We start from the raw sequence: 21,076 nt of genomic DNA on the forward strand, positions 1-21,076 counted from the left end.
GAATCAGTTATCATGAAGGTTAACATTCGTTTTTTGAAACGAGTGATTGAAACGAAAGGCGGCGACTCCCGAAGGATAAGCGCAGTCTGAAGATCCAATTCAGCGACGGTTTGTGGAGCTGAATTTAGCTGAAGACAAGCCCTTGGGAAAGCGTCCGCCTGCAGTGAAAATCACCATCCATGTTCGGAAATGATCTTTACATCATCTATTATGAAATTCATTCACTTCTTAAATATATCAAAATTCAACTTCAATTGGAATCAGCCCTTTTTAACATAAAGGGTTGCTACTTCACCCCAGGCATCATAAAAACCTACTGCTCCTCCCATTTTATACCTCAATATCATTGAAACAAGAGAAAAACGACAAAACGAGTTTTATTTTTGCACTTCCTTTTCTTTCCGCCTATCCAAATCTATTTTTATTCGTGCTATACTAGACGATGGTATATTACGATATTAAGATGAAATCATATTAAATAGAGTCGGTTTAAAACGGCATTCTTTCTATATCTTTGACAACATTCATAAAATAACAATCTATAAAACGAAGTCAATGAATTCGGCAAATGATAACGATCTCTGCGAGCCTAGAGGTTTACTTTTTATTTGGAAGTAAGGAGCGAATTTGCATGCTAAGCTTTATGAAAAAAATCATCGGTGAAGAGCAAGACCGAAAGTTAAAAAAATATCGAAGTATTGTAGAAGAAATTAATCAATTAGAACCAAGCATGAAAAAGCTTTCTGATGATGAACTAAAAAATAAAACAAATCAATTTCAAGAGCGCTTAGAAAATGGTGAAACGCTTGACGACTTGAAAACGGAAGCTTTCGCTGTCGTCCGTGAAGCATCTGAGCGTGTATTAGGTCTGCGCCATTATGATGTACAGCTGATCGGTGGACTTGCCATCAATGACAACAACATCTCTGAAATGGCGACAGGAGAAGGAAAAACGCTAGTTGCATCATTGCCAAGTTACTTAAGAGCCCTGGAGAAAAAAGGCGTCCACGTCATTACTGTTAACGAATACTTAGCACGACGTGACCGAGACTTGATCGGAAAAGTGCATGAATTTCTCGGTTTAACTGTTGGCTTGAATGTACCAAACCTTTCACCCGCTCAAAAAAAGCAAGCTTACCTAGCCGATATTACTTATGGAATTGGGAGCGAATTCGGGTTCGACTTCTTGCGCGATAACATGGTTTATAAACTGGGCGACCGCGTCTGTCAACGCCCGTACAACTTTGCGATTATTGATGAAATCGACAGTGTTTTAATCGATGAAGCGAAAACCCCGCTCATTATCGCTGGTAAAACGACCGTGAACCCAAAGCTCTACCATATTTGCGCAAAGGTAGCGAAGTCTTTCAAAGAAAACGAGGATTATATTTACGACCGTGAAGCGCGTTCGGTGAACTTTACGGACCAAGGGATTACAAAGATTGAGCGGTCATTTGGCATCGATAACCTTTACGATCTTGACCACCAAACGCTTTACCACTTTGTTCTCCAAGGTTTACGTGCGCGTGTGATGTTTGAACGTGATGTTGATTACATCGTCGATGAAGGACAAGTGAAGCTCGTTGATATGTACACAGGTAGAATTATGGAAGGTCGTACCCTCAGCGATGGCTTACACCAAGCGATTGAGGCAAAAGAAGGATTAGAGATTACCGAAGAAAACAAAACGCAAGCGACCATCACGATTCAAAACTTCTTCCGCATGTACAATGCCCTTTCAGGAATGACAGGTACTGCGAAAACGGAAGAAAAAGAGTTTCAAATGCTTTACAACATGCACGTTATTCAAATTCCAACGAACAAACCAAAAATCCGTGAAGATTACCCTGACCAAATTTATCGCTCAGTCGACGAAAAGTATCTTGCTGTTGCCAAGGAAGTCGCAAAACGCCATGAATACGGACAACCTGTTCTCGTTGGAACAACGTCGATTATTCAATCGGAAACTGTTGCCCGTTATCTTGATGAAATGCGACTTCCTTATGAAATTTTAAACGCAAAAAGTATCGAAAATGAAGTGAAACTCATCTCACTAGCTGGGCAAAAAAATCAAATTACGATCGCGACAAACATGGCTGGTCGCGGTACAGATATCATGCTTGGCGAAGGTGTGAGCGAAGTCGGCGGACTTCATGTTTTAGGAACAGAAAAACATGAAAGCAGACGGATCGACAACCAGTTAAGAGGCCGGTCTGGACGTCAAGGCGACCCTGGTTCTTCGCAATTTTTCTTATCGATCGAAGACGATATGATGAAACGTTTCGCTCGCGACGAAGTCGAAGAATGGCAGAAATCACTTACGTCTGATGAAAATGGCCTCATTTTAGATAAGGAAGTAAGTGAGTTTGTCGAGGGAATTCAACGTCTTTGTGAGGACGCGAACTACGCAGCTCGTGAATACACGCTTAAACTTGATGATATCGTAAACTCACAACGACATGTCATCTATGAACTTCGTAATAAAGTGCTTGAATCAGAAGAACCATTATCAATCGCAAAACCAATGATTGAATCGTCTGCAATGCAAATTGTTGATCAATATTGCCCAGATTATCAAATCCCAGAAGAATGGTCTCTTTCATCTTTAAATAGCGACTTGAACCACTTGTTCATTCACGAGTCGTTTTACATCGAGCCAACAGAAGTTGATGAACGAAAAGAAGTTGTCAATACGGTAAAAGAAAGTGCAGAGCGTTATATTTCACAAATCGAAGCCATGGACATCAACAGCAAAGTTGAAGCAAAAACAAAACAGATCTTACTCATGACGATCGACATGCGTTGGCTCGGTCACTTAGACGATATGACGCGACTAAAAGAAGGTATCGGCTTACGAAGTTACAGCCAAGAAGACCCTATGCGCATTTATCAACGTGAAGGTTACGAGCTTTTTGAGAAAATGTATGCGTCCCTTGAAAAAGACGTCAGCATGCACTTAACGAAAGTACTTCGACCTTTATTCGACTCAGATAAGGGGGAAAAATAATGCTACCATTTTTTAAAAAGAACAAAGATAACGAACATCGCTTTGAGGGAAAAGAAAGCACCGTGTCATCTGAGGATTTCGTAGAAGAGAGCGATTCAAACGTGGATGAAAATGGTGCCGTTGAAACTGATCTTTCCATTCACCCTGAATGGCAAATGCCGAAAGAAGATGTGTACGCATTCCAATTTCTCAACTTGGAATGCCCCCATCTAAAACCAAATCAACTGTCACTTGCAGGGATTCAATCGGAAGAAACAGAGGATAGCTTTCAGTTTACAGTATTTATTCGTCAAAGCCTTTCTAAAACAATCAGGCTTTGGGATGCAACGATCGTTTTACTTGGTGAAAATGATGAAGTGCTTGGTCGCAAAAACTTTGACTTAACAGACTTAGGTGAATTGCCACCCACGAGTAGCCGTCCTTGGACATTTGAATTTAAGAAAGATGAATTGTTCAGCACCGAGGTTCCTTCTGAAGGATGGAAGCTTGCCTTTCAAAAAACACCATCCTCTCGTAAACATAGCCTAGACTTAGCAGATAGTTGGGAAAAGTCTCTTGCAACGAAAGACCTCGATAAGTTGAAAGAGATGGTCGAAGGGATGGAACCACCAAAGCCTGGTGAATTAAACTTCCTCGGATTAAAAGCAAAGTTCCAAGAAGAAGGATCCTTGCATATTACACTATTAATTCGAAATGGTAGTCAGAAAACCGTCAACCTTGAGCAAGTCCCTTTACTAGTTGAAGACGCATCTGGTGAGGTTATTGCTAAAGGTGGTTTCAAGCTTGAGGAATTTAGTATTAAAGGGAATACGAGTAAACCGTGGACATTTGTCTTCCCTGCAGAATTAATTCAAAAACAAGATCCAGACTTAAGTACTTGGAAAGTGTACCCTCCGCAAAAGAAAGCATAGCCTTGCGGAGAGTTCGGTTTCTGGTGCGGGTGCGGATACTCATTCCGTTATTTGTGTCAAAACGTAGATTATAAGGCGCGAAGCGGACCTATGTTCCGTTATTCGCTCATTTTGCCTCTCATTTCGTAAGTTTTATAGCAAATAGCGGAACCTATGTCCGTTTGCTACCACTCATTTCATAGAAAAGGTCAGATCTTCACCTATTTACTAGGTTGGAAGATCTGACCTTTTTTCGTACCGTACTTATTCATAATACTCTTCTAAGCCTTCAACAACCGCTTCAGCCATTTTTTGACGATCAGAATCACTTGCTAGTTTTTCTGCATCAGCTGGGTTTGTCATAAAACCTAATTCGACTAATGTACTAGGCATCATCGAATAGCGAACCACGTGGAAGTTTCTTTCGAAAACACCACGATTAGCTGTTCCAACAGTGTCGATTAATTGTTGCTGAATCCCTGCTGCCAACGCTTCACTTTGGAGGGAACTGTAATGTGAATTCCAAAAAGTTTCCGACCCTCGGGCACTTTCATTAGCTGCTGAGTTGGCATGTATGCTAACGAATGCATCGGCAAATTCATCGTTGGCAATATTTGCCCGTTCATTTAATTCGACAAACGTATCATCATCTCGCGTCATAATAACATCAACATCTTCATCTTCTAATAAATCTTCAATTCGAAGGCTAACGTCTTTGGCGATTTCTTTTTCCTCTAGGCCATTTGCGATCGCTCCTGGATCACTGCCACCGTGTCCAGCGTCAATCACGATTCGTTTGCCTTCTAAACCTGGTGGTAATACGGTGACAACCAGTTCACCTAACGTTTCTCTATATACAAACGAATGATTGTCCTCTACTTCGACGACGATGTCCGTTCCATCTGAATGTTCATCAACACGTAAATCTTTAATATGATCACCGTCGAAAGTACTTTCATGTACGTCCGTTGCATCTGTCTCTATGTATAACTGTTGACCTTTTTCTTCAACATCGATATCTAAGCCGCCTATTTTGAACCAGGAAAGGACGGATCTGTCATCATTTTCTTTAATGTCAAGGCCACCTAACATACGAACCGATTCATCACCTTCTTCTAAATTTAGGTAATTCGTATGTACATAACCGATTTCCTCATCAGTATCGACTTTCGCCCAAGTATTTTCTAATGCCAATACATCAACTTCTTGACCTTCTTCCACTTTGTCGACGACTTCCTCTGACTGTGACGGTCCTTCACGGACATTCAACACTGTAGCCGTGACTTCACCAACCATTTCCTCAACATCGTATGCCCATTCTTCAGCCGACTTCACCTCTTCTTCATCAATGAAATCAGGAGAAGTGATTTCTGCTATTCGTTCGTCCTCATCCCAACTAACATCGGCACCGAATGTTTCTGAAAAGAAGCGAAGTGGAATCATCGTATAATCATCGATGATCTGTGGTGGTGGGTCGACACTCTTATCTTCTTCACCATTAACGAACGTCTTTTCTTCATCAATATCAAATACGACATGCATGTCGCCATTTTCGGCATGGACTTCTCGTTCCTCGTCTTTCCATCCGACATCTACACCCAGTTCTTCACTGATTGCTCTAAACGGAACAACGAGTCGATTGTTATCAAATACCGGTTCTCTCTGAAGCGATAAGCGTTCGTCATTAACAATAACCGGAACATCTTCTCGTTCTGATTCCGAAGAGTCAGCTTCATCGCTGGAATCTTGCTCTGCTTCTTCGCTTTCCTCAACGGCTATGTAGTCCCCGTGTACATAGGCTTCTTCGCCTTCAAAAGAAACTTTAACCCAAGTATCCTCATCCTCATAAACATCTAGTTTGTCATCCTCATGGAGTTGACCGATGACTTGACTTTCCAGAGAAGGTGCTTCCCGAATATTAACGTTGTTTCCTGTGATCATCCCTTCTTCATGTGCGCTAACCGCGGTGATTGAAGAAGAAAACATAATAAAAGTGAGCGTTCCTGTTGCTAAAACAACCCGAAGCTTTCTCAAGCTTAGACCTCCTTTAATATACGATTATGAAATAACTAAAATATGGATCTACTTCCATTATCGTTATTGTACGTATAAAAAATATATCATATTTTAAGAATTCCATGTGCTTTAGGTCGAAAAAATGCAACAAATGAATGAAAAATGAAATTATTCATCGAAATGAATCAATTTGATCATGCCGATTTATGAGAAATAAAACGAATAATATCTATTGATTTTCATTTCATATACGGATCATAACAGGTGTCTGAAACGAAAGACGGCGACGCCCAGAGGATAGAGCGCAGTCTGAAGATCCACTTATGCAAGGCCTGACCGAGCATAAGTTAGCTGAAGACAAGCCCCCGGGAAAGCGTACGTCTGAAGTGGAGGCCCCTTTCATTATTCGTTCCGATTTCAATATCCTATTTTGAATGATGAAATTGATTTGAAATATATCAATAAATTGATCCTATAGGATCCTACTCAGGAGCGTGATGTACTGAATGTTAAATAGGAATGTAAACATGCGCTTACTAACTTCCTTCAATAAAAAAGTCACTTCCCATTTACGTTAATTTGTGCGAGAACAAATGTGACGCAAATGAGAAAGTGACGATCTTTTTTCGTTCTATTTATTTTTCTAGTGAACCAATTTCATAATGAAGGCTTTTAACAAACATCACGAATGTAATAGTTATCGCAAAGGTTAACGTTCGTTTTGGAAAAGAGTGATTGAAACGAAAGGCGGCGACGCCCAAAGGATAAGCGCAGTCTAAAGATCCAATTCAGCGACGGTTTTTGGCGCTGAATTTAGCTGAAGACAAGCCCTTGGGAAAGCGTCCGCCTGCAGTGAAAATCACAATCCATGTTCGGAAATGATCTTTACATCATCTTTTATGAAATTCATTCATGTGATTAATATTCAAAAGTTTCAACAAAGTCTCCATGAATATAAGCTTTTTCTTCTTCTCCATCATCGGAATGCACTTGATACCAAACATCGCCGCCTGCTTCTACCTCATCAATAATTGCAACGAACTTTCCGGCTTGTTCATATTGAAATTGGATCGTTCCATTTGGCTCAGAACGAACATTTAAGTTACTTCCTGTCGTCATTCCGATGAGCTGTTGTCCGTAATCTTTTTCGCCGAGCGCTTTGTCCGCGCGGAACATATGACCAGCGATCTTTTTGCCCCAATAAGGGTCTGAAGCATAATTAACGTTCATTCCTACGCCTTTATTACCGAGCATTGCGCCATTATAGCGACCATTCCCATGCGCAATGTAATGAGATGATATAAAGTCTCCAAGGTAATCGATGTTATCTTCTAAACTCTCAAACTCATCTGCTTGCCCACGTGGGTCACTATCAACGGCATTTAAACCAAATAAGTTATTGTTTTCTTGAGCGATTTCACTTTCTCCCCAATCAGCTTCGTGTATCGCTTTCGCAAACATATATAATGCATTGACGCCGTATTTTTCTTGCGTCTCAATAAATGTTTCCCCAAGACCATATAACGGATTGTCCTCCGACTTTTCCTCGGCAACGTACTGATCTAAGTCATCGGCAGTATAGTTTGTCGGAACGTGAACAGGCAAGACATTGAAGTAAGACGGATAGTCAATAACATTATCATTATCTATACCGACAAAATGGAAACCATCCCAACTTTTATAAGTTTCTCCATTTTCCATTTCAGAAGCTTTGGGCCCGACCTCATAACGCCATGTACGGTTTTCTCGATGGTCATAGCCATGATGTTGGATCATCCCATCTACGACCACGTAAGTTGATTCTCCATTTACGATTGGTTCAGGGATGAGCTCTACTTCTGTAGGGTGAACATAGCCGACGAAATCATCCGTTCCATACTGAACACGAATCCATTCATCATTTCCTTCTAAATACTTCATTTCAGATCCTGACGATACGTACGTTTGCTGATTATTCAATTGTTCATCTCCGTAGATGACGGTTATAAAGTTTCCAGACGAAGGCGCGGATGTGACTAACCCTCCTGGCATTGTGACAATCTTTGAACCTATGTAAATCACTTCATCATCGCCAGAATAATATTCCATCACCGTATCATAAGTGTCGTACATTTCTTTGCCTCTTACATACTCTCCATCACCATTCAAAGTGGCAATTTGAAAAACGGCATCTTCATGTAGTTCCTCTTCATCAGACTCATGCTCATCTTTAACATCTTCATCAGACTCATGCTCATCTTTAACATCTTCTTCATCCGCTGAGCCATGCTTTTCGACAACATCAAGCATCCTGACGATAAAAGCTGAAGCGTGAGACCGTGTCGCATCATCTTGTGGCGCAAACTCAAAGCTGCCATCACTAAGCTCATGCCCTAAAATAATCTCATGATGCGCATTGGTTGAGACCGCTTCTAGAAAGTCCTCTTGAATGTCTCCTTGGTCTATGAATTGTAAAGAAGCCGTTTCCCTTTCTACACCTTCATACGTTAACGCACGGTCAATCATCAAGGCCATTTCTTGACGAGAAATATTCTCTTCAGGACGGTAATCGCCTGATGGATAACCTTGAATGAGCTCGGCCCCGTGAGCACTGTAAATCCCCAGCTTAAGTTCATTATCTTCCTCGTATCGACTGTCGACATCTGGAAAACGTTCATCAAGGTCAGTCACTTCTGGAAGGTCCATTCCTCTTGCTAAAAAGGTGGCAAACTGTGCACGAGTAACATCATCATCTGGACCAAAGCGTCCGTCTCCATAGCCCTTCATAATCTCTAAATCAATCACTTCTTCTAATTCCGCTTCCAAAACATGACCTTTTATGTCCTTAGGTGTATCCGCACTTATTGTCTGTATTGGAAACATAACAAAAGCCGTTCCGATTAATAACGATACTGTCTTTTTCACGAGCGATACTCTCCTTTTCTAGCGAATCACTTATTCATTCATCGCTTTTCAGAACCTTTTCCGTCTCTCTTTATCTCCAAAACTATTATACAAGATGAGACGGATTTCTGGAATGTTAGATATGAATCTGCAAATTTCCTATACTTTTGTACTATTTCGTAATCTCGGGCTATGACGAACGGCCATTTACACATATTAGTCAGCACGTCTATCATTCTTTCTTTTCATGTTATATAGTAAAAGAAGAGAAAATTGATTATCCCCCCCTTTTAAGGAGGTTCGTTTCCACATGCACACGCAGGCAATAAAAATAGCGTTAGGCGTAACGATTTTATTTTCGACTTTCTTCATCACCCCCCCTGTGTTCGCCGAGGATAACGATCAAGACGCTGAGGACGAGGTTGAAGTCGTCGATGAAATTGATGAAATTGATGAAATTGATGAAATCGATGAGGTTGATGAAATTAGCGATAAAATTGAAGAAGTAAATGGTGAAAACGACACTGAACTTGATAAGGAACAAGAAGCAAGCCAAGATTTAGAAGAAATTGACGAAGATAAACTGCCATTTACAGACATCAATCGAGATGATGAAGCTTATGAAGAAATTCAATTTCTATATGAACGAGAAATCATTGAAGGATATGATCATAACACCTTTCAAAAAGATACACCCGTTTCACGTGCAGAAGTTGCACACATGATTGTAACAGAAAGAAATTGGGATAACTTTTACGAGCAAGGTGCGGAGATTGATTTAGCAAACGATTTTAATGACTTAAATCAAGAGCACTGGGCTTATAATGCTTTAGCAACACTTGTCATCAATAATATGCTTCAAGGAGATCACCAATCTTTGCGCCCAGATGACGGGATGACAAGAAGTGAAGTTGCCGCTCTTCTAAACCGTACATATGACCTAGCTCCAGCATATGGTTTTGCCAGCTTTGAAGATGTTTCGGTGGATCATTGGGCTTACACGGATATCAACATTTTATCCAAAAATGCCATCACGACACAGGCTGGAGAACATTTCTTTCCTAACCAAGAAGTAACACGCGGTGAACTTGCCCTCTTCCTTGCTAGAGTGCTCGATGACCGTTTTAAAATGATCGACTAAATCGCTTGTGAACGTGATCGTAAAACTCAAATTACAAAGTGTCAACACGAACTATCAGTTCGTTTCACTCAACAAAGACTCGGCGCATAAAGATATGCGTCGGTTTTTTTACAAATTTTTCTGATATAAAAAGCCCCTACGTTTTCACGTAGAGGCATCTGTGATTCGTAACTTTTCTTGACGTTTTCGTTTGCTTCAACCGTTAATGTGTGAGGGTTCATACTCGCATGTTGTCCCTCTAAGACTGCATCATCCATCATGGAAACGTAATAACGCTTCCCATTCCCTTCTTCTACTTCAAACGAACTCGTACAGTTGGGTCGTATAAATCACCGACAAATTGTTTTCCATCAAGGATTTCCTCATTGTCGATATCTTCAGGACGCTCGTCTGCGAAAGAGGAGGCTTACCTCGTAGAAGGCATTCCTTCTACAGGTTCGCCTCCTTTTTAGCTAGAAATTAAAGAATTTCTAGTTCTACAACGAGCGCGACCAATAGTTGTAAAAGAATTTGGATATTTGCAGCTACTTGCGTGTCTGTTGTTGTTACGTCTACTTTACGAGAGTTTTCAACAACAGTTTTTTGGAACGTTTTTTGTTTAATTTTTGATGTTTGAAGTAACTCTTGTGTTACTTCTTCAGCTTCATTACTGTCTGCAACGGCAATGCTAATAATCACAGCAATCGCTGCTTGAAGTGACGCTTGTAATGAAAGTGCTGCTTTTGTGTCCGTTGAGTTGATCGCTACATCGCAAGAGTCTTTAATATAGATATATTCCTCTGATAGCTGCATTGTTTTGTTTTGTTGGTTTGCTTCTTGGGTATCTTCAACTCTTTTTGTTGGGTGGCATGCATCCGGGTCAAGTGCTGACCAACGCTTCTTTTTATCTTTTGGTGAATAATACATTTCTTGATTCACCTTGAATCCCCCTTTCCATATCGTTCTATATCACAATATGTGTATGAGGGGGACAACGTATAGGAAAGTGCTGAAGTTAGGAGTCTATTTTTAATAAAGGCGTGATTTTGTGGTTTAGTGTGGTAAAGGGTAGGTGCTACTTTGGTAGCACCTACCCTTTACTACGATAAAGCAAGAACAATCTATTTTTTTCTTCTTCTTTTGCTTCTTTTCTTGCTTTCTTTCCACATTTTCACTTGGCTCACGTCGTTAGGTGCTTGAAATCGCGCCCCACCGCTCCTCGTTTGTTGATTGACGATCTCATTATTTGGCGGGGATTGTTGTACATTTACTTGACTCTCTCCTTCCGCCTCATCATCACCGTCTGTAATTTCAACACCGCGACTAGTTGTATTGTTTGAACTTTGATTTTCCTCTGGGAAGTCTTGTTCCGTTATCTTTTTCTCATGTTCTTCAAGAAAACGTTCTACTTGCCCTTGAATTTTTGTCACAATGTCTTGCAACTGTTCTTTTTCCGAATCATCAAGTTGACTAGTTGAGTCAACATTATGCCGTTGGAGGATCTTTCTTACCATAAGACTCATCATCTTCTGCTGTTCATCTTTCATAACTTTCACCTCTTCTTTTATCCTTCTTATGTAAATTATTCGCAAAGGACAAAAAGGGTGTGTATACGGTATAGGCACATGAGACATTCTGACAACCTACGAAAATTTTTGAGCGTATACCTAGTTGCTTTTGCGGTGTAACGTAATGAAGGGTAGGTGCTACCGAAGTAGCACCTACCCTTTACCTTACTAAAGCATATTTTCCTAGATAAATAGATTCGTATTTGCTTCATCTGCTTCGGACAAGTACGACGCCACACCAGCATAGTCGAGGTCATCGATCAATTCCTCTTGTGTAAGCCCCATAACGTCCATCGACATCGTGCAAGCAACCATTTTCACATCCAAGTCTTGAGCCATTTCAATGAGTTCATCTAAACTGGACACGTTCTTTTCCTTCATCATTTTTTTCATCACTTTCGGCCCCATACCAGCCATGTTCATGTTTGAGAGACCGAGCTTTTTCGGTCCGCGCGGCATCATGCGCTCAAACATTTTTTCTAAAAATGGCTTCTTCACATTGGCTGATTCGTCTTTACGCAGGACGTTTAGTCCCCAAAATGTAAAGAACATCGTCACTTGTTTGCCCATCGCAGCCGCTCCTGTTGCGATAATGAAGCTAGCCATCGCTTTATCTAAATCACCGTCAAAGACGATCATCGTTAACTTTTGATTTTTGTCTACTTCTGTTGTCATCTTCTCTCCACCCTTTCAATACGTTCAGTTTCTTACCGGATCACCACTTTAACGATTTAAAGTGGTGCACGGTAGGTGCTACCGAAGTAGCACCTACCCTTCACCTAGCTAAAGCGCCCCGCTTCTTTCTACCGACTCTTCACGAGTAGTTTCACAGCTTCTTCCATAACGTCATCTGTGTCTTCGCCGTCAACGATACGGTCGCGGACGCATTGTTCTAAGTTTTGTGCGACGATGAGTGCCATCGTTTTATCTAGAGCCGAGCGCGCAGCGGAAAGTTGATAGATCAGGTCGCGACATTCTTTTTCTTCATCCATCATCTTCATGACACCGCGAATTTGTCCTTCAACGCGACGCAGGCGCCCTTTCATCTTTTCATCATGACTCGCTCCCATCTTAAACCCCTCCTTTCGCTTTGAGCTCAGCTTTGGCACTGTCGACGGTGACATGCGCAATCGCCTCATCCCCGATCACATCGGAAAAGCTCGCTCGCTTCATGACGTCACGAACCGGTCCCTTCGCACGTGCAATCGCGATCTGATAACCTTGCTCCACTCGTTCTTTCATCCACGCCTTAAGTTCATCAGCTGCTACCGCGTCCATATCATTGATCCCACTGAAATCAAGCACAATTCCACGAATTTCCCGACGGGCGTCCAACCGTTTCTGCAACTGTTCTTCTAACTCTGGTACATTCGTAAAATATAGCGGTGCATCCATGCGACAAACGAGCACTTCCGGGTCAATGTCTACATCTGGATATCGCTCTGGATTGCGGTACACACCCTCTTCGGCACGGTAACCGAGTTCCACGATATCCGGAAACGCATTTCTCCAAACAAATAACAACAATGAAAAAATAATACCTGTCACTAACCCCAGCTCAATCCCTAACACAAGCGTCGTCACAAACGTCAACATGAGTGTGACCGCATCACTACGACGAATGCGCCATAAATGAACCGCTTCTTTCACGTCGATCAATTTCACAACGGCGACGATAATAATTGCGCCCAATATCGCCTGTGGCAAATAATAAAACCACGATGTGAAAAACAACAACGCGAGCAAAACAAACAAAGCACTGACGATACCAGCAAACGGCGTTTTCGCCCCCGACTCGTAATTCACCGCCGAACGAGAAAAACCACCTGTAACCGGAAATCCAGAAAAAAACGTCGTCGCCAAATTTGCAGAACCGAGTCCGATCAATTCTCTGTTCGCATCAAGTGCATACTTTTCTCGCGCAGCGATGATTTTTGCCATCGCATAAGACTCAGCGTAACCGATAATCGCAATCACTACCGCTGTTGGCAGCAAAGAAACGACCGCACTCATCGTAAGCGTCGGAAAACTTATTGGCGGTAAACCCGCCGGCACATCACCGACAATATCCACGCCACTGTCGGCCAACTGTAAACTCGCAACCGTTAAAATTCCAAACACGACGGCAACGAGTGGACCCGGGATTTTCGGTATTCGTTTAAACAACAATAATAAAACGACACCGGCGACACCCAATAACAACGTCAATACATGAATGTCATCCAAACGCGTCACGGCCTCACCAGCCATCAACACTGGACTTGCATCATGGACAAATTCATACCCTAGCAAGTGCTTCAACTGGCTAAACGCAATGATCACCGCCGCCGCTGACGTAAACCCACTGATCACTGCATGTGACATCAACCGCGTCACCGCACCAAGGCGCAGAAAACCTAACACGAGTTGGATCACCCCAACCATCAGTGCCAGCAGCAACACGAGTCCGACATATTCAGCCGAGCCCGGCTCTGCCAATTCGGAGACCCCACTAAATACAAGGAGCGAGACGATCGCCACCGGGCCAACCGCCAATTGGCGAGACGTCCCGAGCAACGCATAAATCAACAACGGAATCGTCGCCGCGTACAAACCCGTAACAGGTGGCATCCCCGCGAGCATCGCATACGCCATCCCTTGTGGCACGAGCATAATCGCCACGATTAAACCCGCAACCACATCTTGCTTCAAGTCTTGCCTATTCGCCTGTCGCATCGCCTCAAAGCCTGTTAACCCTTTCGCCATCATCTTCGCTCCTTTTACACCATTTCAACGAGCTAGCATTCAACGGAAAGCCGGCTCACATCAACACATGTCAACGACCTACGCTTTTCTTATCCAAAACTTGAATGTTTCCCCATCTTGCTCTTGCGCTAACAGCTCATGGCCAGAAGTCTTCGCCCATGCGACCATATCGGACTCTGAGCCTTTATCCGTCGCGTGAATCTCAAGCACCTGCCCGCTCTCTAATTGATCCACCTCTTTTTTCGTCTTAACAACCGGCATCGGACAAGCTAATCCCTTTGCATCTAATAATTTATCACTGTTCATGTTTAACCTCTCCTTTTTTTATTAATGAATGAATGGTTCCTCTTTCAACAGACTTTCCATGAATGTGGTGCTGTAACCTTGTTTACGAGACAGCACAACGGTTTGGTCCAATTTCCATTTCGGTTTCTTCTTCTTGATCTGGGTTCAATTTACCCATGTTCGTCTCGCGAATTTCTTGGTACGCGTTTGGCTGTGGTGGTAGGTTTTCAGTCACCATTTTGCGGAACGCGTCTTCGTCGTCGACGTTGAGCCCTTCGTTGTGTTCGTAAAGGTCGCCAAGGCGCGCGACGACACGGCCGTCGTTTGCTAGCTCATGCAACTTCGCAAAGTGCGCGGGTAAGACTTGTAAGTTTTGGTCGAGTTTTTTGTAGCGCACGTACAATGTTTCGCGCAGATCGGCAACCCAATCTTCTGCGAGACCCGCCAAGTCTGGGCGCCCGATGGAATCGAGGAACAAAATGTCGCCTGTGAACAAGTACGTGTCGTTTAAAATAAACGAAGTGCTGCCGATCGTATGCCCTGGACTGTATACAGCGCGAATTGTCACTTCATCTTGCCCGAAGACGATTTCTTGACCGTCTTCAACGGGTGTGAAATCGAATTGCACTTCACCTGCGTCTTTAGAAGGCAAGTAGTACGTACCTTCGTTGTTCGCTGCAAGGCGTCGGCCACCAGAAATGTGGTCAGCATGCAAGTGCGTATCAATCAGGTGAATCGTGTTTACACCGATTTTGTCAGCAAACGCTTGATACTGATCAGTCATACGGAGTGGATCGATCATCGCCGCTTCATTTCCAGAGACGATCATGTACGACAAGCAACCTTTACCGAGACGGACGAATTGATACAGTGCACTGTTGTCACCAAGGTCAGCAATTTTCACCGGCTCGAGATGCTCACTCCACGACTTCATCCCACCTTTGAGGGCGGAGACGTCGCGACCAGTCGCTTCCACGATTTGATCAGCGACAAATACGGATGAACCTTCTTTCGCACAAACAACGAGAATGTCTTTGTCTTCGGGTAACTGCGGTAAAACCTCATCTACCCCGTCAATCAAATCGAAATACGGTGTGTTCATGCTTTCAATCGTTTCCCCTTCAATTTTCCAGTCGTTGAAATCTGCTTCATTCCGAACATCGAGAATGAATAACTCTTCTTGGTTGATCACTTTTTTCGCAACTTCTGAAGCTTCCATCATGTGTAATGCCATTTTTGGTTTCCCCCTCTATTTTTTTTAACTTTTATTGAAAACGTGAAGTTTTCGTTATTTGGACTGAATATCTCCGTCCCACTGGCTCATGCCAGGAACGACGTTTTGCACTTTTGAAAACCCGCGGTCAGCCAGTTTTTGCGCCGCCATGCTACTTCGGTTTCCTGTGCGACAAACGACGTTGATCGTTTTTGCTACGTCAAGTTCTTTCATGCGTTCTTCCAGATCTTCTAGCGGAATTGAAACTGCCCCGGGTATATGACCAAAGGCGTATTCCGCAGGTTCGCGTACATCGACGACAAGTGTTTCCTCATCGTTGAGCGCTTCTTTTAATTGGTCATTGTCGATTTCTGGTTCAAATGCTGTGACCTCTTTCGTTTCACTCGGATCCGCTTTGCGAATGTAGTGAATGAGAAGTTCGCCTTCTTCTTTCGTGCCGATATATTGGTGACCGGTGCTGTCAGCCCACCCTTTCATATCAGCGAGTGAACCACGGTCTGTGGCTTCGATCTCTAATACTTCTCCTGCTTCGATTTGGTCGATCGCTTTTTTCGTTTTCACAATTGGCATCGGACATGCGAGGCCTTTTGCATCAACTTGCAAATTGACGTTGATCGTCATCGGAACTCCTCCTTAAAGGTTTTTGTTTTTTTCTGTTACATATACAAGTAGGGGTATATAAAGGTGTAAAAAAATAATCGCGTTTTCGTATTGGTTTTATGAGCAAGTAAAATTTAAGGTCTGTATACCCTGTTAGGTATATAATAAATCAACTGCTGTAGGATGTCAACATTTCCACTACATTTATTTTGTTTACTTGCAAATGAGCGTCACGTTCCTACGTATACAGGTATATAAAGTTCAAAAAAATGACTTGCTACACACTCTCTTTTATACGGTGTAGGGTATATGGTAAATCGCATTTGATTCGCTGTCAACTTTTTATTTCTTGCTTTACCGTATTAAAGGGTAGGTGCTACTTCGGTAGCACCTACCCTTTACTGTGATAAAGTTTTCTTATTTATATAATGAAGGCCGTCGGTCTGTGAAAACGGGGATCTGTTTGCGAATATCGTCGACTTCTGAAAGGTCTATGTCTCCGTAAAGTACTGTTTCTTCTTCTCCTGCTTCGGAAATGACTTCGCCCCACGGATTGACGATGATTGATTGTCCACCAAATGTGTTGTTTGGGTCTGATCCAACCCGGTTACATGCGATCACGAAGCACTGGTTTTCGATCGCGCGACTCATGAGCAGCGCGCGCCAATGGTCGATGCGTGGCTTCGGCCATTGTGCAACGACAAACAATACTTTCGCGCCATCTAACATTTGTGTGCGTGTCCATTCAGGAAAACGAATATCGTAACAGATGACGCCTGATAACGGTTGCTGGTCGAGTTGAAAAGTTCCTGTTTTATTTCCAGAAAGCAAGTATTTCTCTTCATTCATTAAACGGAACAAATGAACTTTGTCATAGTCTTTAACGAGGTTACCGTGTGCATCAACGACGAGCATCGTGTTTGTGACGCCTGCGTCTGTTTGTTTTGCGACTGAGCCCGCGATGATATGGAGTTGGTACTTTTTCGCCCATTGCGACAATGTTTGAAAGACTTGATCTGCGTTCCTATCTGCAATTTCATCTAAACGGGATAGGTCATAGCCCGTTGTCCAAAGTTCAGGAAGGACGACGACATCTGGCATGTTCGTTAATTGCTCAAACTGTCGGTCCATTTTTTCAACGTTCGTTTTCGGGTCTCCGAATTCAATGTCCATTTGAAACAAGGCTACTTTCACCGGCTTCACCCTCTTTTTTCGATTTCCTGTATTATACAGGAGGTGACATTTATGTCAATAGGTTCGCGCTTTGTTGTTTTAAAGTAACGAAGAGTAGGTGCTACCGAAGTAGCACCTACCCTTTACTATAGTAAAGGGTCCAAATTTACGTTTTCCTAAAGTTTAAAGTAAAAAGGAGCTATAAATGACGAGTGGGATGATGAATAGGCTGGCGGCTGCGGTTGTGATGATGGTGACCATGGCGAGTTTGGCGTTTGCGGTGTAACGGGCGATGATAACGGCTGCGGTGATGAATGTCGGCATACATGCTTGAATGACGATGACCTGTTTTACTTGTGAGGGAAGGTCGATAAATAGTAGGAATGTAAACGCGATCGTTGGAGCGAGGATGGCTTTAATCGTGACCGCTGCTGTGATAAAGCGCCAGTAGTCGTGTTTAAGTTTTTCGGCTAGATCGGGGGTCCATTCGCTGATGAGCATGCCGATGTAAATCATCGCCATTGGTGCGGCTAAACTAGATAAAATTTCACTCAATTCAAAGATGTATGTAGGGATTGTTCCTCCAAGTGAAACGATCATTATACTCACGATTAACGTGACAAGTGGTGGGTTGATCATTGCTTTTAGTTGGCGGAGACGGAATTTTTCTTGTTGTAATAGGATGACGCCGATGCTGAACACGGTTAGTACGGTGCCTGCATCATAAATTGCAGCAAACACCCCTGCGGCGGGTCCGAATAACATGATGATGAGCGGCACGCCGATAAATCCGGTGTTGCCAATGCCTGACATGATTGCCAGTTGTCTCGCTTCGTTGTCGGTATATTTGAGTGTTTTTCCTGTTCCGTAGCCGAGAGCCATACCGATGACGTTTAACGCTAGTGCGCATGCTAATACGATGGCCAGTTGTCTCCACATTTGCGCGTCAAAATTAACTTGAAAAATGCTATAAACGACGACGCCTGGTAACGCTAAGTTGATTACGACGAATGCGATAAATTCCTTTACGTGATGAGTCGCTTGAATTTTAAACGTCATGATGTATCCTAAAACGACGATCGTTGCCATGATCAATACCGGTTGAATGATTTGAAATCCGTTCATTTTATCACCACTTATTCGCAACATTTCGAGGCGCTAAAAACATTGTATGTGTGTCGGGAATTGAATATGAAATTTTGCGGGAGGGTTTTAGTGATGTGAAGTGCGAAAGGGTAGGTGCTACCGAAGTAGCACCTACCCTTTACTTGACTAAAGTGTCATTTCAGTTTTCCACCGGTACTTTGGAAGAGGATTCGTTTTCAGACGCTGATGTTCCTTCTCCTCCACCTCGGTTCCATATTGAAACGAGAATTGGTCCAGAAATATTGTGCCAAACGGAGAAAACAGCGCTTGGTAATGCGGCAAGTGGCGCGAAGTGAGCGGCTGCTAGTGCCGCACCGAGCCCCGAATTTTGCATGCCGACTTCCATGGAGATCGCGCGTCTCTTGGTTTCATCAAGGCCTGCAAATTTAGCTGTCAAATAACCGAGACCAAGGCCAAATGCGTTGTGCAAGATGACAGCGGTAAATACAGCCACGCCCGTTGTAGCCAAATTGTCAGCATTTAGCGCCACAACAGCTGCAACGATCAACATAATCGCCAGCACCGATACAAGTGGGAGTGCCGACTTCCCTTTTTCGACGGCTTTAGGGAAGAATCTACTCACAATAATCCCGAGGGCAATTGGAATAATGATCACTTGCACGATCGACATGAACATGTCACCAACACCGACAGGTAGCCATTGACCAGCTAGCAAAAGCACGATAAGTGGTGTGAGTATAGGTGCGAGCATCGTTGATACCGATGTCATCGCAACCGATACTGGTACATCACCACGCGATAAGTACACCATCACGTTGGATGCTGTTCCACCTGGGCACGCACCGACGAGAACGAGACCAGCTGCAAGTTCTGGTGGCAACCCCATCGCATAAGCAATCACAAAGGCCGCTAGCGGCATGATCAGAAACTGAGCCAAAAGCCCGATGATCACTGGGACTGGCTTTTTTGCAACAACAGAAAAATCGGATAGCTTCATCGTCGTCCCCATGCCAAACATGATAATCCCGAGCAATAATGTGATGTACGCGCCAATCCACGTGAACCCTTCAGGCGCTGCAAATGCGACAAACGAGACAAGAATAACGATAAGAGCAAAATACTTACTAAAAACTTGACTTACTTTCTCTAACGCTTGCATAAAATGAACTCCCTTCTGACTCCCTTAGTTGTCTGAAAATTAGATATGTTCAAATTATTGTAACGCTCGTTTGCACTGTTTTCAACAGTAAATCGTGAAGTTTTTTACATTTTGTCGTTTTAGCGTATTGAAGGGTAGTGGCTACCGAAGTAGCACCTACCCTTCACCTCACTAAAGCGCGACACCAAAATATACTCCCCCTTGTACCCTTTCGCCGTTGCCGCTTTCACACCCCTCATATGATGCAAAACGAGCCGTAGAGCAATCATAGGCAATCAAAATAGACAAGCCATCTAGTAAAAATATCTAACGTGCTTCATTTAAAAAGAGCTGCTTCAACGATGTTGAGCTGCTCTTTTTTGTCGTTAACGAAAAGAAAGCCAGCCGTGACAGCAAACGCGATCACGACTGGCTTATTTTTGAGAGGTTACGCTTATTCAGAACCTTTATCACCTTTTAAACGTTTACGACTAACGACCACGGCGATAAATATACCGACTACGGCCACCATAATGAGCGCGAGCGCGTAAGCAACAACCGCGTCACTTCCTCCATCAACTTCATATTCAGCGTACACTTCACTACCTTGTGAATAATCGATATCCCACGTCAACGTGTTTCCATCAACGGAATCTGCATTATGGTCCACAGGTTCTGTCGGAAAATGCCCTGTAAACGTAACATCAATCATATCCATATCCATCCCCATGTCGACGGCCTCTTCCTGTGGAGATACGAGCATGTCGATAACTCGGGTTGAATCACTGACCCTACTCACAAGTGTATCGTCATTATATGTTGTAACGAAATCGTCATCTTCGAAAAGCGGTTCCATTTCTCTCGTTACATCCGTAATATGCTTTTTTATTGAGATACCTAACCTTTCAGCTTCTTCATCATCAATGATTTCAGCCTCTACACCTTCTTCCTCTGCCATTTCCATTTCCCGCTCGAGATCTTCACGCATCTCTTCAACGCCAAATGGAAGTGACGATGTGTCAAAGGTAACGTTCATCTCAACATCAGCCGAATCGTTATCGTATACCTCCATGACAAGATCCTGTTGCGCACACCCTGTCAGAAACAAACCGATAGCGAGCAAAGCCGTCAATAAGTACGTTTTCATCGTTCTTCCCCCTCTATGTTTCGTTCATCTAAAAATAGCAAATTTGTCCAAACCTAAACAAGTTAATTGTAACATAAAATTTTCCGTTCAATGGCATTTTTATGTACTCTTTGCTTTAGTTGGTAAAAGGGTAGGTGCTACTTCGGTAGCACCTACCCTTCAC

General features: G+C 43.0%; 17 protein-coding genes. 3 read left to right on the forward strand and 14 right to left on the reverse strand.

Annotated elements, in window-relative coordinates; genetic code table 11:
• Positions 1 to 631 precede the first annotated feature (631 nt).
• Together secA2 and HNQ41_RS09670 are read left to right on the forward strand one after the other, a co-directional pair.
• The gene (secA2, locus tag HNQ41_RS09665; protein ID WP_184664226.1) at positions 632 to 3,007 is read left to right on the forward strand and encodes an accessory Sec system translocase SecA2; all 2,376 of its coding nucleotides are present in this window, start codon (positions 632 to 634) and stop codon (positions 3,005 to 3,007) included.
• Complete coding sequence (locus HNQ41_RS09670; RefSeq protein WP_184664227.1) at positions 3,007 to 3,918, forward strand: accessory Sec system S-layer assembly protein; 912 nt, start codon at positions 3,007 to 3,009, stop codon at positions 3,916 to 3,918. Before secA2 ends, HNQ41_RS09670 begins: the two co-directional genes overlap by 1 nt.
• A gap of 243 nt (positions 3,919 to 4,161) precedes the next feature.
• On the opposite strand, the gene HNQ41_RS09675 is transcribed toward HNQ41_RS09670, so the two are convergent.
• Positions 4,162 to 5,931, reverse strand: coding sequence for an N-acetylmuramoyl-L-alanine amidase (locus HNQ41_RS09675; protein ID WP_184664228.1), 1,770 nt, complete (start codon positions 5,929 to 5,931; stop codon positions 4,162 to 4,164).
• A 900-nt stretch (positions 5,932 to 6,831) separates the two neighbouring features.
• Positions 6,832 to 8,817, reverse strand: a complete 1,986-nt coding sequence (locus HNQ41_RS09680; RefSeq protein WP_184664229.1) for an S-layer homology domain-containing protein — start codon at positions 8,815 to 8,817, stop codon at positions 6,832 to 6,834.
• A gap of 289 nt (positions 8,818 to 9,106) precedes the next feature.
• Here HNQ41_RS09680 and HNQ41_RS09685 point away from each other — a divergent pair, with 289 nt between their 5' ends.
• On the forward strand, positions 9,107 to 9,937 hold the full coding sequence (locus HNQ41_RS09685) for an S-layer homology domain-containing protein (protein ID WP_184664230.1): 831 nt from the start codon (positions 9,107 to 9,109) through the stop codon (positions 9,935 to 9,937).
• A gap of 459 nt (positions 9,938 to 10,396) precedes the next feature.
• Here HNQ41_RS09685 and HNQ41_RS09690 read toward each other — a convergent pair whose 3' ends face one another.
• The 12 genes from HNQ41_RS09690 to HNQ41_RS09745 all read right to left on the reverse strand — a co-directional run bounded on the left by HNQ41_RS09690 (position 10,397) and on the right by HNQ41_RS09745 (position 20,913).
• The gene (locus tag HNQ41_RS09690; RefSeq protein ID WP_184664328.1) at positions 10,397 to 10,843 is read right to left on the reverse strand and encodes a spore coat protein; all 447 of its coding nucleotides are present in this window, start codon (positions 10,841 to 10,843) and stop codon (positions 10,397 to 10,399) included.
• 194 nt (positions 10,844 to 11,037) lie between these two features.
• Entirely contained in the window at positions 11,038 to 11,463 is a 426-nt protein-coding gene (locus HNQ41_RS09695; RefSeq protein WP_184664231.1) for a hypothetical protein, read from the reverse strand.
• 204 nt (positions 11,464 to 11,667) lie between these two features.
• The gene (locus HNQ41_RS09700) at positions 11,668 to 12,159 is read right to left on the reverse strand and encodes a DsrE/DsrF/DrsH-like family protein (protein WP_184664232.1); all 492 of its coding nucleotides are present in this window, start codon (positions 12,157 to 12,159) and stop codon (positions 11,668 to 11,670) included.
• A gap of 128 nt (positions 12,160 to 12,287) precedes the next feature.
• Positions 12,288 to 12,554, reverse strand: a complete 267-nt coding sequence (locus tag HNQ41_RS09705) for a metal-sensitive transcriptional regulator (protein WP_184664233.1) — start codon at positions 12,552 to 12,554, stop codon at positions 12,288 to 12,290.
• A gap of 1 nt (position 12,555) precedes the next feature.
• Positions 12,556 to 14,229 (reverse strand): SulP family inorganic anion transporter, encoded by a 1,674-nt coding sequence (locus HNQ41_RS09710; protein WP_246421594.1) that lies wholly within the window; start codon positions 14,227 to 14,229, stop codon positions 12,556 to 12,558.
• 78 nt (positions 14,230 to 14,307) lie between these two features.
• A complete protein-coding gene (locus HNQ41_RS09715) occupies positions 14,308 to 14,535 on the reverse strand; it encodes a sulfurtransferase TusA family protein (RefSeq protein WP_184664235.1) in 228 nt (75 codons plus the stop codon).
• A gap of 82 nt (positions 14,536 to 14,617) precedes the next feature.
• Entirely contained in the window at positions 14,618 to 15,748 is a 1,131-nt protein-coding gene (locus tag HNQ41_RS09720; RefSeq protein ID WP_184664236.1) for an MBL fold metallo-hydrolase, read from the reverse strand.
• Positions 15,749 to 15,802: 54 nt separating this feature from the next.
• On the reverse strand, positions 15,803 to 16,369 hold the full coding sequence (locus HNQ41_RS09725) for a sulfurtransferase TusA family protein (protein WP_184664237.1): 567 nt from the start codon (positions 16,367 to 16,369) through the stop codon (positions 15,803 to 15,805).
• Between the two features lie 396 nt (positions 16,370 to 16,765).
• Positions 16,766 to 17,542, reverse strand: coding sequence for a nitrilase-related carbon-nitrogen hydrolase (locus HNQ41_RS09730; protein ID WP_184664238.1), 777 nt, complete (start codon positions 17,540 to 17,542; stop codon positions 16,766 to 16,768).
• A gap of 162 nt (positions 17,543 to 17,704) precedes the next feature.
• Positions 17,705 to 18,646 (reverse strand): AEC family transporter, encoded by a 942-nt coding sequence (locus tag HNQ41_RS09735; RefSeq protein WP_184664239.1) that lies wholly within the window; start codon positions 18,644 to 18,646, stop codon positions 17,705 to 17,707.
• 160 nt (positions 18,647 to 18,806) lie between these two features.
• A complete protein-coding gene (locus HNQ41_RS09740; protein ID WP_184664240.1) occupies positions 18,807 to 19,787 on the reverse strand; it encodes a bile acid:sodium symporter family protein in 981 nt (326 codons plus the stop codon).
• Between the two features lie 433 nt (positions 19,788 to 20,220).
• Positions 20,221 to 20,913 carry an LppM family (lipo)protein gene (locus HNQ41_RS09745; protein ID WP_184664241.1) on the reverse strand — a complete coding sequence of 231 codons (693 nt, stop codon included), beginning with the start codon at positions 20,911 to 20,913 and terminating at the stop codon, positions 20,221 to 20,223.
• Between the last annotated feature and the right edge of the window lie 163 nt (positions 20,914 to 21,076).

The sequence above is a fragment of the Texcoconibacillus texcoconensis genome (genome assembly GCF_014202575.1).
Lineage (GTDB): Bacteria > Bacillota > Bacilli > Bacillales > Salisediminibacteriaceae > Texcoconibacillus > Texcoconibacillus texcoconensis.